At 43.6% G+C, this 13,598-nt stretch carries 12 protein-coding genes and 1 pseudogene; 8 read left to right on the top strand and 5 right to left on the bottom strand.

Translation table 11 applies throughout. The annotated features are described in order from the left end of the window. Positions 1 to 181 (top strand): annotated as a pseudogene (locus V7K15_RS16495) (hypothetical protein); the annotation flags it as partial. Between the two features lie 154 nt (positions 182 to 335). Here the strand turns inward: V7K15_RS16495 and V7K15_RS16500 are convergent. Both V7K15_RS16500 and V7K15_RS16505 read right to left on the bottom strand, forming a co-directional pair. Further along, on the bottom strand, positions 336 to 1,043 hold the full coding sequence (locus tag V7K15_RS16500; RefSeq protein WP_334906745.1) for a diacylglycerol/polyprenol kinase family protein: 708 nt from the start codon (positions 1,041 to 1,043) through the stop codon (positions 336 to 338). 25 nt (positions 1,044 to 1,068) lie between these two features. Then, positions 1,069 to 2,832 (bottom strand): DUF3685 domain-containing protein, encoded by a 1,764-nt coding sequence (locus tag V7K15_RS16505; RefSeq protein WP_334906746.1) that lies wholly within the window; start codon positions 2,830 to 2,832, stop codon positions 1,069 to 1,071. A 142-nt stretch (positions 2,833 to 2,974) separates the two neighbouring features. Here V7K15_RS16505 and V7K15_RS16510 point away from each other — a divergent pair, with 142 nt between their 5' ends. Further along, positions 2,975 to 6,070, top strand: coding sequence for a pentapeptide repeat-containing protein (locus V7K15_RS16510; RefSeq protein WP_334906748.1), 3,096 nt, complete (start codon positions 2,975 to 2,977; stop codon positions 6,068 to 6,070). Between the two features lie 361 nt (positions 6,071 to 6,431). Here the strand turns inward: V7K15_RS16510 and V7K15_RS16515 are convergent, their stop codons facing one another. Further along, on the bottom strand, positions 6,432 to 6,878 hold the full coding sequence (locus V7K15_RS16515) for a Fur family transcriptional regulator (protein WP_334906750.1): 447 nt from the start codon (positions 6,876 to 6,878) through the stop codon (positions 6,432 to 6,434). Positions 6,879 to 7,338: 460 nt separating this feature from the next. Here V7K15_RS16515 and V7K15_RS16520 point away from each other — a divergent pair, with 460 nt between their 5' ends. After that, on the top strand, positions 7,339 to 7,809 hold the full coding sequence (locus V7K15_RS16520; RefSeq protein ID WP_334906752.1) for a CRR6 family NdhI maturation factor: 471 nt from the start codon (positions 7,339 to 7,341) through the stop codon (positions 7,807 to 7,809). A 117-nt stretch (positions 7,810 to 7,926) separates the two neighbouring features. On the opposite strand, the gene V7K15_RS16525 is transcribed toward V7K15_RS16520, so the two are convergent. Next, the gene (locus V7K15_RS16525) at positions 7,927 to 8,886 is read right to left on the bottom strand and encodes a glycosyltransferase family 9 protein (protein WP_334906754.1); all 960 of its coding nucleotides are present in this window, start codon (positions 8,884 to 8,886) and stop codon (positions 7,927 to 7,929) included. Between the two features lie 69 nt (positions 8,887 to 8,955). On the opposite strand from V7K15_RS16525, the gene ispD reads away from it, so the two are divergent. The 4 genes from ispD (at position 8,956) to V7K15_RS16545 (ending at position 10,962) form a co-directional block, all read left to right on the top strand. Then, on the top strand, positions 8,956 to 9,639 hold the full coding sequence (gene ispD / locus V7K15_RS16530; RefSeq protein WP_334906756.1) for a 2-C-methyl-D-erythritol 4-phosphate cytidylyltransferase: 684 nt from the start codon (positions 8,956 to 8,958) through the stop codon (positions 9,637 to 9,639). Between the two features lie 185 nt (positions 9,640 to 9,824). After that, a complete protein-coding gene (gene scpB, locus V7K15_RS16535) occupies positions 9,825 to 10,367 on the top strand; it encodes an SMC-Scp complex subunit ScpB (protein ID WP_334906758.1) in 543 nt (180 codons plus the stop codon). Positions 10,368 to 10,469: 102 nt separating this feature from the next. Next, positions 10,470 to 10,625, top strand: coding sequence for a hypothetical protein (locus tag V7K15_RS16540; protein ID WP_334906760.1), 156 nt, complete (start codon positions 10,470 to 10,472; stop codon positions 10,623 to 10,625). Further along, positions 10,615 to 10,962 carry a DUF760 domain-containing protein gene (locus V7K15_RS16545; protein ID WP_334906762.1) on the top strand — a complete coding sequence of 116 codons (348 nt, stop codon included), beginning with the start codon at positions 10,615 to 10,617 and terminating at the stop codon, positions 10,960 to 10,962. Before V7K15_RS16540 ends, V7K15_RS16545 begins: the two co-directional genes overlap by 11 nt. Before the next feature lie 205 nt (positions 10,963 to 11,167). Here the strand turns inward: V7K15_RS16545 and V7K15_RS16550 are convergent, their stop codons facing one another. Beyond that, complete coding sequence (locus V7K15_RS16550; RefSeq protein ID WP_334906764.1) at positions 11,168 to 12,376, bottom strand: HhoA/HhoB/HtrA family serine endopeptidase; 1,209 nt, start codon at positions 12,374 to 12,376, stop codon at positions 11,168 to 11,170. Positions 12,377 to 12,598: 222 nt separating this feature from the next. Between V7K15_RS16550 and V7K15_RS16555 the strand changes: the two genes are divergently transcribed. Next, a complete protein-coding gene (locus V7K15_RS16555) occupies positions 12,599 to 13,492 on the top strand; it encodes a LysM peptidoglycan-binding domain-containing M23 family metallopeptidase (RefSeq protein ID WP_334906767.1) in 894 nt (297 codons plus the stop codon). Positions 13,493 to 13,598: the final 106 nt, after the last annotated feature.

Consider the following 13,598-nt stretch of genomic DNA (forward strand, 5'->3'; position numbering starts at 1 on the left):
CTCGGAAGTTGAGCCTTTGAACTCGGAAGTTGAGCCTTTGAACTCGGAAGTTGAGCCTTTGAACTCGGAAGTTGAGCCTTTGAACTCGGAAGTTGAGCCTTTGAACTCGGAAGTTGCACCTTTGAACTCGGAAGTTGAGCCTTTGAACTCGGAAGTTGCACCTTTGAACTCGAAATTTTGAAAATTCTAAAACTCTCAGAACTTACGCACTCAAAACCTGAAGCTTCGATCCCCCCTAGCCCCCCTTAAAAAGCGGGGTATCTTAAAGAGCCAACTTTTTAAGGGGTTTGGGGGATCTCTTATCGACTGGGAACGAGGGAATATTAAATTTTGGTTTAAAACGCCTGCATTGCTACCCACACTACCCCAGCCGCTACTAGAGGTACGCTGAGGTTATCTGTGCCGTGGGGTGAGACTGCCTCTGCTAGGGTGGCGAAAGTAGCAGTTACCACCGCCGTCAGCAATGCCCATCCTAAACTTAAAGGTGTTGCCAGGGGACTCAGCGACGAACCAGGTAGTAGCAACAGCACTAAGAAAATCACCACTGTACTCGCTGCAAACATTGCTGCTGAACCCTCCCAGGAACGTACAGAATTTCCCACTTGGTATTTATGCTGTCCGAAGCGTCTGCCGATTAATGCTGCCAGTGCATCACCCCAAGTCATCGCCATTATCCCAGCAACAGCGATCGCAGCGCCATCTATTGGCCCGTCTGGCCGCCACAGGAGTCCGAACAGCAGTGTGACTGAAATAGCGAAATAAACTGTACCAGGTGAGCTATCCTGGGTATCCATTGCGCCAATGATTCGGTAGCGGTACAACAGGTAGTTAAGTCCGATAAAGGTAGCAAAAGGGATAATTCCAATTTCCCAGTGCTTAAACAGCAGCAGGACGCCAAAAACCCACATTCCTGCACCAATATGGATCACTTTGCGAGTCAAATCCGGCTTCACACCAAACAGCCTACGCAGTCCCTCACCTATGACAAGCAGACTAGTTGCATAAGTATAAGAAATTGCTAGCCCGATAAAATCATTTGTCATTCTCCGTGTCCCCGCGTTCTGTCGCTCATTTAGATCGATCGCTATTTCGTCTCAGGTTTTTTTCTACTAACGATACGCTGCCAATACCTTGAAGAATACCACGACCGATTAAACCTAAACCTCGACCAACTATTTGGGTAAGAATGAAGACTATACCGCTACCTACAAAAGCTAATAGTGATTTTAAACGCGGTGCGATCGCATCACTAAATTCTAGGAGCAATGTCACTACTAAAGGAATATTAGAAAGTTTTTCTAACTCCTGATTTCGAGGAGCATAAACTGAAGTATTGGCAATGCCACGAGGCGCAATTACAAAGAGTTCGTAGCGACTTTCAAAAACTGCTTTTGGCTCATTTATATAATTTTTTATTCGATATTTCCACGACAAATCATTTCTAAATCGTTCAATCTCTCTTGTGGAAATCAATTGCCGTCCATAAAAACTTTGCTTAATTACTTCTACATCTGCTAAAGAATTTAATAGTGGTTGCACAACCCCATTCGCTACCTGAATCAACAAGTTCTCTAAAATCATTAATGCTTGGGACTTGGCTTCAACGCTTACTACTGGATAAGAGGTATTATCAATGTTCAATTCTGTTTGAAATAGTAAATAAGAATACAACTCGCAAACTAGCGGAATTTTATTTAGAATATCTCTTTGCACGACCTCTGTATTTTGTAACAAAAAATTAACGATTTCTATGTTTTGATATCCTAATTTTATCCGAGAAAATTTTCCAAAAAAATATGTAATTGCTACTTGCCATAAGTCATATATTAAGGTATTTTTTACTTCATATAATTGATTGATCTCTATTTGAGCAGCACGCAGTTCATCCAACTGTTCAGCCAATTTTTGCAGTATTAGATAAAGTAATTCCCGTTTTTTATCTTCACGAAAGATGTCAATTTCTAAAGGTACATCTGTAATATTTTGTAAAGAAAATTGAAGTTTGGTAACACAAGATGAAAACAAGTCAGATTGTAGTGTTCCCGGACTAAGTAAAGGTGGCACAATTTGCTTTTGTTGAATGGCGCTACTCAATGAAGAAGCCAGAGGCACATCAGCAACCGGAATATCTTCCTCTTGCCTTTCTTGTGATGAAACCAACAACCGATTTAGCAACCAACGAGCCGCTAGCAGTTCTCGCCGATGTCCAGCTAGAATTGCTCGATCTAGTACTGGTAGTCCGGGAACTTGTAATTGTGCTGTTATTGCGGCTAGGGTAGCGTCAATGTTAGCAATTCCTGACAAACGTAAATTATTTCGCAGTCTAGAGAAAGGGAGTTGGGAGTTAGGAGAGACGCGATTAATCGCGTCTGTACAGGAGTTAGGAGTTATTATTGCTTCTGTGTCCTGAAACCAATAGGAACCACCATCTGCAACTTCTTGCATAGCGGCGATTAACTCAGAAAGTGGTGTACCTTTGGGGCAGTAACCATTAATACCAACAGATTTCGCAGCTAATAGTAGTCCTTGTTCTTGAATAGAACTGAGGAGCAAAAGTGGCAGGTTGGGATATAAGGCTCTGAGTTGCCGACAGAATTGTAATCCTAGCTGTTGACTGGTGGTGGAGCGACCATTACCGAATTCTAAAACTACCAAATTTACTTGGTTAGGATCTTGTTGGGCAATTTCTGCTAAAATCTGCAAGGCAACGGTGTCAGTTTCTACCACTGCTGTTACTTCCAGGTTAGAAATTGCTTCCAGAGCTACGCGTAATCCCAGACGAAAAATCGGGTCTTGGTCGATTAACAATAATTTTATCGGGCGATCGCTCATAGTCCACTCAATTACACAAGCACTGTTTTTTAGGAATTAGAAAACAGTTTTGATACAAAACTTTGTCTTCCCCATTGTTACCTGTTTTCGCCAACTGATAAATCGAGCATAATTGCCATAGCAGCCTTCACTGTGTAATTAAATGAACCTGAGTATTCGGCACTGGTTGGCAGAACGCTATATTGCAATCAATCAAATCAGAGGATTTTCAACGGGGCAATTGGCAGGTATTGCCTACCGGATTGTTCAGGATATGGAAGTCAAAAGCCTCATGCCTTTTGATATCTGTACCTTGGTAGAGGTTTTAGAACTGCCTTTAGGTATTGTTTGGGAAGAAATCAATGTCATTTCCCAGTTGACAGAAAACCTGTTGCGTAGTCTCAGCCAAAAAAAACCATTAAAACGTAACGAAGGCACATGGCTAGCGTTTCAAATTGCCTATCTCCAGGCTTTGCAAGCAATTCTAGAGCAGGAAGCAAGCTTGCAAAGACCGTGGCTAGATCGGGCAAGTATACCCATCCAATCACATATACTTAAAGAGGATGTGGGTAAATTCACGCTCCAAGATCCGCAACTACAAGGTTTGCTGAAAACTCTCAGCCCAGGTAAATTGACTGACACTCAAGCGGAACAAGCATTATCTTTAGTTGCAGATTCATTACTGGTGCAACAAATAAATAACGCTGTTATCGCTTGGTTAGTTGCCAATGGTGCAGAGTCACCTGAAGCTAAACTCCTAACACAGCGTTTGGTCAACTCACTTCCTGGTAATATGCTGGTAGTCGTTACCGAGAATGCTGCACCTTTAGCCCAGCTGCAAAAATTTTTCCGTTTGGGGATTTCATTATCTCCAAATTTTATCACCCCAGAAGTTGGTTCTATAGTCGGTGAGAAAATTGATTTGCACCGAGAACATTACCGTGCAAGTTTGATTAAAAACCTGAGTATACCTTTGCTCATGGAATCCTTTGCGCTTAAGGATATTTATGTGCCACAAAAAGGCTTACCAATAGAGGAAAGTATTTCTGAGCCGGATAAAAAAACTATTAAACCAGTTGATTTAAAAACATGGGCGCAGCAACAGCTAGATGATTTAGAAACGATCGCTATCATTGAGTCGGAACCTGGTTATGGAAAAACTAGTTTTTGCCAACTTTGGGCGGCAGAGGTAGCACAGGAATTTTACCCTACTTGGATGCCGATATTAATTAGGTTGCGGGATGTAAAATACGGCAAAACTTTCACCGAAACCCTAAATTCGGCTTTTCCTGTTAATCTTTCAACTTGGTTAGAGCCAGAAAATCTCCCTTGTCTGTTGCTGCTGGATGGTCTAGATGAACTCCCCCCGTCGGCTCAGGGTATAAGGGGACAAGCGATTTTTATTCAGCAATTACTCAACTTTCAATCTCAGCACCGACACAAAATTGTGTTGACGAGTCGCTCAACCACGTTACCGGAAATCGTCTCTGAACTACCGCTATTGTTGAGGCGAATTATTATTCAGCCATTGGATGCGGACGAGCTCAAACAATGGTTTCAGCAGTGGATAAAAGTGCAATCGTTGGCGATCTCTCAAAATTTCTTTACATTCTTAAAACAGTCTGGCTTATTTGCCAGCCAATCAAAGTTAACAGAATTATCTGCTCTGATCCGTCAACCCCTAATGCTGCATTTGTTGGGCATTTTGCACCGCGACGGATTGCTAGATGATCAACTATTGCAGTTAGCTGCTAATACTCAAAAGTCTTCTCTGTTATGGGAAATTCATCATCGCCTGAGTCGATGGTTGTTGGGCTATCCGCTAATTGGTGATATGAAGACGATGTTACTGCGCTCAGGATCGGCTCATATCCACCGAACTCCAGAAGCGATCGCTAATTTACTCGCTGGACGTCATCCCGAAGATTTACTTAAGCAGATGCAAGCGATCGCTCTGAAAATTTTACACTCACAACGTCATCAAATTAATCTAGCTGAGGAATCTAATACTTTACCAGCGTTTTACTTTAAAATTCGGGATTTACAAAGCTCAGGCAAAGACGCAGCAAAAAGTAGTTTAATTGAATTTTCGCATATTAAGTTAGGAGAATTTCTTTGTGCAGATGCGATTGCTACCCAACTTAAATTTCTGACTCAATGCCAAGATGAGCCTTATGGTACACTCACTTTTGTACTTGATTCTCCCAGTAGCGTCGCCCAACACCTTTATAATTTATTAGGTTATGGGATAATTAGCCAGGAAATTGAAGAACTAGCGATGCCTGCGGCGGGCTGCGCCTACGCCGGATTGCATCGCCAGCAAAAGCACAAGTTTTCCTTTGAAGTTTTGTTTCAACGTCTTTTGTCTTTCTGGCGTGCTTACTGTCAAGGCCGTTGGCTAGATGAAGGGATAGCCCACAAAGCTTTGACTCATTTTCACGCACTGCAAAACCCGGTAAACGTTGAACAGGTGAATGCTGCGGTAGGACTGAATGTGTTTTTATTGCTTTGTGCTTGTTACCGAGAAATAAAAGTTCCTTTTTGGCCTGGCGGTAATCCAGCGAATTTGGCAGAATTCAATCCTAATGCGCTGAGTGCGCTAATTGCTAGGACAACGGTTTTGCATAAAACTGCCTTTGCAACCCGAATCAAGTCTTTGGCTGGACTCAACTTATCGGGAGCCTCTTTATTGCAAGTGATGTTAACTGGGGTAAATCTTGAGCAGATAAACTTCTCCAATGCGGAGTTAATCGGGGCGAATTTAGCGGGAGCGAATTTGCAACAGGCGAACCTTGCAGGCGCGAACCTCCAACAGGCAAACCTTGCAGGCGCGAACCTTCAACAGGCGAACCTTGCAGGCGCGAACCTTCAACAGGCGAACCTTGCAGGCGCAAACCTGCAACAGGCGAACCTTATGGGGACAAATCTAAATTCTGCCAATTTCAACAACGCCTGGTTATTTGATGCGATTATCGCTGATGCTGACAAAAAATTGGCCGCTGATAATGGTGCCTTGTTCTCCAAAGAGTCGTTTCCCAGATTGAAACATTTGCGTAATTTACCGCCGCAGGCATTGCAGCAGCCCTTCTCAAACACGCTAAAAATCCCGTCAAACACAGATGTTAATTGGACTATGCCTGCCTTCGGAGTAATTGAAAGCTCCGAAGGCAGGATTTTACCAATAGATTTATATGATGATGAAGAGGATGATGAGACAGTTTTTGGCAATAACTCCATTGATGATAGTAATGGTTATTAAGTTTTATTGCTTAGTAAAGCTAGAATCTTAATACCAATTCTGTATGAAGATGCGCCAAATTATATGAGGAACGAACCGCAAAGGGCGCATACCACTTCTCTACGAGACGCTCCGCGAACGTGGAAGCAAGCTACGCGCAGCGTCTCGTAGAGAAGGACACAAAGAAAGAAAGAAAATTTTGGCGCAACCTCACAAAGAAAAGGTATAACTCCTAACTTCCAATATCATCTCTGAATAATTAGTTATAATTGCCACAGTCATTTCACCCCACCCCCAGCCCCTCCCTGCAAGCGGGGAGGGGTTCTTCGGGTTTAATAAGTAATCAAGCGGACATGATATAACTCCTAACTCCCAACTCCCATCAGCTTTCTTGCGGGTTGCGGTAGCCAAAAAAGTTAATACTGTATTCAGTAATCCGCACTCCTGTTTGTTCTTCAATTTTGCGGATAAAATCTTCTGGCAGTTCCACATGAACATCGAGAATTTGATTTGTATCTATACAGTTGACATGACTGTGAGAGTCACTGATGTTGCCGTACAAACGCCCATCACAGCGTTCAATACATTCAATGATGCCTTGACTGGATAATGCTTCTAAATTTTGATAAACAGAGGTATGACCGATTTCTTTGCCTTGTTGGTTCAAGCGATCGTAAATCTCTCTAGCGGCAAGGTGTTCATTTGCTTGCCAAAGTAGTTCCAGAATAAAGCGACGCTGACGACTGACGCGCATACCCAGGATTTGACAGCGATCAAGCGCATCTTCTAAGGAACGAATTGGTTTTGTAGAAATTGTTTGTTTTTGCATATTACAGCTTGTTAACTGTTGAGGGAATTTTCCCATCTAAATGTTTATTGGTTATTTCATATATGCAATAATATTGCACACCGCTTTTTACCTGTACTTGTGTTTTGGCTTTTGATGCTGCGGAAGTCACAAGTGGCGATAATGATTTTTTTGCTTGTTGACGGCTACTTTCTCAGACCTTAATCTAAAACAAACTCATTACAACTTTAACTTAAAATTGCTGTAAATGTCCACCTTGGCTAAAGCAACGCCTTAGCTAAGTAGGCTAATTCGATTAATTGTGTAACAATTTGTTAGTTAAATGTGAGTATTTATCGCAATTATAAAAGTAATATTTAAGTGTAGCAAAATCCGGTGTACGTGAGTGGATTACTAGCTTGACAAAGTACTAGATGTATATTTGTTATAACCAGCGAAAACTAAGCAAAAGTATCAAATTTCCAAACGTATCGAGTTTTTTATGACAATTGCGATCGCACTCAATAATGACTTTATTAACAATCTGGATTTGTCGCCTGCGTCAACGGTGATTGAACAACTGCTGCCAGATGGGGTTGCATCCCATGAACAGCAGCTACGCTTTGATATCAATTATAATCTGCAACCTGGCGATCCACGAGAATTATCAGAAATTCCAGAAGTGCGGCTGTGGTTTGTGCGCCTAGATGCCAAATTCCCCTGGTTGCCATTTTTACTAGATTGGAAAGCTGGAGAATTTGCTCGTTATGCCGCAATGCTTGTACCGCACCAATTCAGTTCTCAAGAAGGCATTCAGTATAATCCTGAAGCCTTAGAAATATTTTTGATGCACAAAATCTTTATTTTAGGTGAATGGCTTAAACAGCAGGATATCCCCAGCCTCTCACGGCTGAAGTCTATGTCCCAAATGCTGGGTTATGAATTAGATGATGCTTTTTTTGAGATATTTTAATACTCAAATAACCGCAAAATCTAGTTGTCACATCTAGGTTTTGCGGTCATTCAACAAACGCATAATTACATTGGATATCCAATAGACTAATTGTAGAAATGGGGACAAACTGCTGGTTTAGCCACCCCAAATTTTCTCTAAAACTGCGTTTGGTGAAACATCCGACGTTTTTCCTGTGGGGGATTCAATGGCCAAGAATTTATCGTTTTTCGGCAATAACTTAGCTGGATCGGTTGGCCCAAATAGGGCAATGGTATAGGTTTGGACTGCAACACTCAGTTGTAATGCCGCACTATCAGTAGACAACATCAAATTTGCTCCAGCAATTATGGCAGTTAACTTACCAATATCATCTGGGGCAGTCACCTTGATATCTGGAGAAGACTCCAGAAGCGATCGCACAAACAGCTGATCTTCAGACCCCTTAATCACCACTACAGGCAGATCCGGCTGTTTGTCTTGGAAGCTTTGAATAATTTGCTGCCACTTTTCGACAGGGTAGATTTTATCCAGTTCTTTAGCCTGGGATAATTGGCCAGAACCGGCATGAATCAAGATATAGCCTGTTTCATGAACCCCTAAGCGTTTTTGTTCCTTCTGTGCCCAGTCAATATCTGGTTTTTGCACATTTACTGCTAACTCTGGGACAGGGCTTTTTATGCCCAATGGTTGCAGCAAATCATGATATAGTTCCGCCACATACTGAGATGGTTTGAACGGCACAGTGTCGGTAAGAAAAACCGAGCCTTTGCCTTGGTAGCCAATGCGTATGGGAATTCCTGTCAACCAGAGTAAAAGACCCATCAACCAATTTTGCTTAACAGCAATGGCAACATCGTATTCGCGATCGCGAATTGTGCCCACCAGGTTGCCCCAATCTGCCAGACTGTTACGGTCTTTAAAATCAAAGGCCAGTACTTCGTGAACTGACTTGCTCACTTGGTAAGCAGCCTTTGACTGGGGTTCAACAACGACATCTATCTGAGCGTTAGGGTAATGGCGCTTCAAGTCATCTAGAGTCGGAAAGAAGAGAATTTGGTCGCCAATTCCGCCAGGTACAAGGGCTACTACTCGCATAATATTTATTGACGCTTACTCGCTCCCTATTTTAGGGGAAAATATATAGCTTAAAGATAGAGGAATTCTGTGTATTTATTAATTCCAGCTGCGGGAATGGGAAAAAGAATGGGGAGTAACCGCAATAAACTCTTGCTCCTGGTGCGATCGCAACCAATTATTGCTTGGACTCTATTAGCCGCCGAAGCCGCCACTACAATCAGTTGGATCGGAATTATTTCTCAACCTAGTGACTGGTCTGACTTGAAAGCAATTATCGCCAATCTGAAGCTGACTAAACCAGTGGAATTGATCCAAGGTGGCTCCACCCGGCAAGAATCTGTTTACAATGGCTTGCAGGCGCTACCAGTAGCCGCAGAACAAGTGTTGATTCACGATGGGGCTAGATGTCTTGTCACACCAGATTTATTTAACTCTTGTGCCGAGGCGATTCGCCACTGTCCCGGTTTAATTGCAGGTGTACCCGTCAAAGACACGATCAAAATTGTCGATGAACAAGGCATAATTCAAAAAACACCCGACAGACGACAACTCTGGGCGGCACAAACTCCTCAAGGATTTGATGTCAAGTTGTTGAAACAGTGCCATGCTGAAGGTGTCTGTCAGGGTTGGGAAGTAACTGACGACGCCGCTTTATTTGAAAGATGTGGTATTGAAGTGCGAATTGTCGAGGGAGAAGAGACAAATTTAAAAGTGACTACTCCACAAGATTTAGCGATCGCAGAATTTATTCTCACAACTAGAAGCTTCTAAATCTCGGTATATTTTTGACATATTTCGCTTATTAGGATCAAGTCCCAACACCTGTTGATTATCAGGCGTCCATTATTCAGTTGCTAATGCCCAATGCCCAATGCCCAATGCCCAATGCCCAATGCCCAATGCCCAATGCCCATTGCCCAATGCCCAATGCCCAATGCCCAATGCCCAATAACTAAATGATTACAGCCACAGCGACGAAGATAGAAGCAATTCTCTATTTAAAGGGTAAACCCTTGTCGCTCGGCGAAATCGCCGAGTATGCCGCGTGCGATCGCGCCACTGTCAAAGAAGGCATAATTGAACTAATGGACAACTATGCCCACCGAGATAGCGCCCTAGAGGTAATAGAAACCCCAGATGGTTACAGTTTGCAACTCCGCTCTGACTTTCATGATTTAGTGCAAACTATGATACCAGTAGAATTGGGTGTTGGTGCATTGCGGACTTTGGCAGCGATCGCCCTTAATAGTCCCATACTCCAGAGCGACTTGATTAACCTGCGCGGTTCAGGAGTATATCAGCACGTTCCAGAACTCGTAGAACTTGGTTTCATCCGAAAGCGCCGAGACAACGATTCTCGCTCCTATTCACTGCAAGTAACCCCAAAATTTCATCAGTATTTTCAAATCGAAGAACTCCCGCAAATACTTTCTACCAGCCAAAAGGAAGAACAACTAGAACTAGAACTAGAACTAGAGGGAGTGGGGAGTGGTGAGTAGGGAGTGGTGAGTGGTGAGTTAGGAGTTAGGAGTAGAGACGCGATTAATCGCGTCTGTTGGGAATTAGAAGTTGGGAATTAGTAGTTAGGAGTCAAGTGATTAATGCCCAATGCCCCATGCCCAATGCCCAATGCCCAATGCCCAATGCCCAATGCCCAATGCCCAATGCCCAATGCCCGTGGTGAATGCGCTACCCTTGTACTATGGTTTAGAGTAGAATTAGCAATTAAGCTAAATAAAACTGCCAATGGTGTTTAATCGTGACTTTTTGAATGACAACTCAGAGGAACACCCAAATCAACTTCTTTCCGACCACTCTGAGGAATACCCTAATCAGTTACTCAAATATCTACAGCATCAGTCTCCTGATGTTTTAGCTAGGATTGCTCAGTCCGCTAGCCCGGAAATTAAACAAATCATCTCGCAAAATGTCCAAGGGCTAGTGGGAATGCTGCCTGCGGAGAATTTCAACGTCCAAATCACAACAGATCGGGAGAACTTAGCTGGGCTTCTAGCGTCGGCCATGATGACGGGGTATTTTCTGCGCCAGATGGAACAAAGAATGCAGTTAGAGCATTTGTCTAATGGTCAATAATCAATAGTCAGTAGTCAAACATTCTCGGACTATTGACCAAATAATTACTAATTCATAATTAGAGAACGGCTACAGAGCCAACACTAAATTTTTGATTTAGTGGTCAACAAGACAGTGGAGAGTACAGAGCTACCACTGATAGCGTACCTAAGCCGTGTCCGCTCGCGTCTTGTAATTATGAATTATTAATTATGAATTATTTTGACTACTTCCTTTCAGGATAAGCTCCTAATTGCACTTTGAAGGTTTGAATTTTATTGCTGCGGTTGACTTCGATCGCTAATATGTCCCCAACTTTGCTGGCCTCTACCAACTTCTGCACTTGGGCTGAGGTTTTGACAGGTTTACCGTTAACTTTTTGAATCACGTCTCCAGGAAGAAGTGCTACTTGCTTGGCTGGAGAATTGTCCGTAACTCCTCTAATGACAATCCCAGCATCCTGCTGAATGTTGAGCTGATTTTCTTGATTAATCTGCTGTTTTCTGATGGGAGAAAGGTCTGCCATTTCAATACCCAAGAAGGGATGTTCTACATGCCCTTTGGTAAAAAGTTCATTGGCGATGCGGGCGGCGGTTTCAATGGGGATGGCGAAACCAAGTCCTTGAGCATCAGCGCGGATGGCAGTGTTAACACCAATCACTTCGCCTTGGGCGTTTAACAAAGGTCCCCCGGAATTACCAGGGTTAATTGCGGCATCAGTTTGGATAAAGGTGACTCGCTTATCTGGGACACCAACTTGAGCGCTGGTGCGATCGGTGGCGCTGATGATGCCAATAGTGACAGTATTATCTAAACCCAGAGGATTGCCAATAGCGATCGCCCATTGTCCCTGCACCAAGTTTTGCGAATTGCCCAGTTTCACTGTTGGTAAATGATTCGCTTTTATTTTCACCACCGCCACATCTGTTATAGAATCAACTCCTACCACCTTGCCTTCTAGACTGCGACCATCCTTGAGGGTGACTTGTACTGTATCCGTGTCGGCTACCACATGAGCGTTAGTGAGTAATTCTCCATCTTCGCTCAAAATAAATCCCGATCCTGTACCGCGCTCAATGCGTTCTTGCGGAATTGGTTCCTCATCCTCTCCAAAGAATCGCCGCAAGAGGGGATTTTTTAAAGCGTCAGAGATGGGATTGGCGACTTTGCGAGTGGCATTAATTCGCACCACAGCCGGGCCAACTTTTTGCACAGCCGTCGCAATAAAATTCACATTATCGCCCCCAGTAGCCCCAATCGTTCCGTTAGGAGAATTCGGAACTATGGATTCTGGAGGCGAAGCCATTGTTACATTTTTTAACTGTTGGAATGAGGAATTTTGTGGCAGCAGATAGCGACTGCCAAACAAACCTGCACCACCGCCGAACACCAGTAAAAACACATAAACCGCCACTTGCTTTAAAGATAACTTCATAATCATTTTGCTTAAGGACAGCAATGCAGTTGCTAATTTCTAAGTGTAGTCAAGCGAACGGCAAGTGGACAGATCAATTTACTAGAAATTGGGGATTGGGGATTGGGCATTGGGCATTGGTTATTCTCCTTGTCCCCCTTGTCTCCCTCATCTCCGTCATCTCCCCCACTCCCCACTCTTCCCATCTAAAATCTAAAGTTAATGCGCTCTTGACGTACATACATGACTTTACCTTTTCGTCAACTGTTTCTCTGTAGCTTAATTAGCGCCTTGGGCCTAGTAAGCATACTGCCAAACACCAACAGCGCCAAGGCTGTTGTCAGTGGTTGCCCAACTCCAGCCTTATCTCGCTTCCAACGCCATAAAGTTGTTCGTGGCGAAACTTTGGAGAGCATAGCGCAGCGCTACAATCTCATACCTACAACTATTATTGGCATGAATCCAGCTTTGCAGAACGGTGCGAACGCCACGGTTGGTAGTGTACTTCAAATTCCTCCCTACAATGGGGTTGTAGTCGAAGTGCCTCGCGGTGAAACTTGGCGACAAGTGGCGGCAAAATACAAAGTTCGTGCTGATAGCCTTTTTGAGGTGAATGGCTGCCAACAAGACCCTAGAATTGTGTTTCTTCCGGGGGTAAATTGGTCGCCGAATGGTGTTGTAACTAAGTCCCCTTTACCTACTAATACAGGTACGCCAAACCGTGCATCCCTGTCTGGATATCCTTTGGCACAAGTGGCAACAATCGGATTAGCTTACGGCTGGCAAATTAATCCGGCAACAGGTCAAGTTTTCTTTCATAGTGGTGTTGACTTATTAGCACCAGTGGGTAATGATGTGCTAGCGATCGCGCCTGGAACTGTAGCCTTTGCTAATGACCAAGGTACTTATGGAAAGTTGGTCATCATCAACCACAGTGGCGGACTCCAAAGCCGTTATGCTCAACTTGACAGTATCAAAGTTAGTGTTGGTCAGCAACTGAAAAAAGGAGACATATTGGGAACTGTAGGTACCAGTGGACAACCAAGTTCCACTCAACCCCATCTCCATTTTGAAGTGCGTTCTAGCTCATCTCTGGGTTGGGTAGCCGAAGATCCAAAGGGTTATTTGAAAAAATGAGGTTCGTTTTAAAACGCATAGGATCGCAAAGGTTTCGCAGAAGAAGACAGAGATTCCCTCCGCGAGCCTTTGCGCTTTCCTCTGCGTTCCTACCCTGCGGGAAGGC

The organism is Nostoc sp., assembly GCF_036919815.1.
Lineage (GTDB): Bacteria > Cyanobacteriota > Cyanobacteriia > Cyanobacteriales > Nostocaceae > Nostoc.